The 1,250-nt window shown below is 42.6% G+C and carries 2 protein-coding genes; both read right to left on the bottom strand.

The window, feature by feature from the left end; genetic code table 11:
- Positions 1 to 447 (bottom strand): ACT domain-containing protein (locus tag Q0212_RS07165; protein ID WP_297923993.1); only part of this gene is annotated, 447 nt, incomplete at its 3' end.
- 37 nt (positions 448 to 484) lie between these two features.
- Complete coding sequence (gene queC / locus Q0212_RS07170) at positions 485 to 1,183, bottom strand: 7-cyano-7-deazaguanine synthase QueC (protein WP_297923995.1); 699 nt, start codon at positions 1,181 to 1,183, stop codon at positions 485 to 487.
- Between the last annotated feature and the right edge of the window lie 67 nt (positions 1,184 to 1,250).

Genomic DNA, 1,250 nt, shown 5'->3' on the forward strand with positions numbered 1-1,250 from the left:
AGCTTTGGCAGGAATATTAACAGTCATATTCAGAGCAAACATCGGTGAGCCAGTATGTGGCGCAGCATAAGTGCTCGTTTCTAATGATTCAATATTGATTTGTTGGCTGGCAAAAAAGTTAGCAATATCATGAACAATACCAGGATTATCTAAAGCAATCACATCAACACGATACGGAATAGCTTCGCGTTGTGGTTGGCGTGCTTCGGTACGTTTGGTGATAATGGCTAAATTTAAGCGTTCTTCTAAAACAGGAATATGATTTTCAAATTTGGCAATTGCATCCCATGCACCAGAAATCATCATAATAATCGAGAACTCTTGTCCCATGACCACCATGCGACTGTCGGTAATGTTGCAACGAGTTTCACTGGCAATGCGGGAGATTTCGTCAACAATACCTGTTCTGTCTGCACCCAATGCGGCTAATACTAAATGATTATCCATATTTTACCTTTATAATTTATTTAAATAATGCCCGACTTTAGCGATAGCGGGTCGGGTCTGCAAGCCCTGCAGCTAAAAATCCTTCTTTACGCAATCGACAACTATCACATTTGCCACAAGCTTTGCCGTCTAAATCTGCCTGATAACAAGAAACGGTTAAGGCATAATCCACACCAAGTTGTGTGCCTTGTTGAATAATGGCAGCTTTAGATAAGTGTAATAGGGGCGTTTCTATGTTGAGTGGATGGCCTTCAACGCCCGCTTTGGTGGCTAAATTGGCTAATTGCTGAAAAGCAGCAATATATTCAGGACGACAATCAGGATAGCCTGAATAATCTACGGCATTGACGCCAATCACAATTGCATCTGCGCCCACGACCTCAGCAAACCCAAGCGCAAATGCTAAAAATACGGTATTACGTGCAGGCACATAAGTGACAGGAATACCTTGGCTGGCTTCTTCAGGAACGGCAATTGAAGTATCGGTTAAGGCTGAGCCACCAATGCCGCCTAAGTCGATATTAATAATTCGATGCTCTTTGGCATTTAAGGCAATCGCTAAACGACTAGCAGCAGCTAATTCACTATTATGGCGTTGGCCATAAGCAAAGCTGAGTGCGTAACAATCATAGGTTTGTTGAGCAATGGCTAAACAGGTAGCAGAGTCTAAACCGCCAGATAACAAAACGACGGCACGGGGCTTGTTGGATAAGGTCATATTAATGGCCTGCTTCATTATTCCAGAGATATTTATGGAGTTGCACTTGTAAACGAACAGCAAGTTTGTCGGCTAAAATCCATTC

The organism is uncultured Agitococcus sp., assembly GCF_937920075.1.
Taxonomy (GTDB): Bacteria; Pseudomonadota; Gammaproteobacteria; order Pseudomonadales; family Moraxellaceae; genus Agitococcus.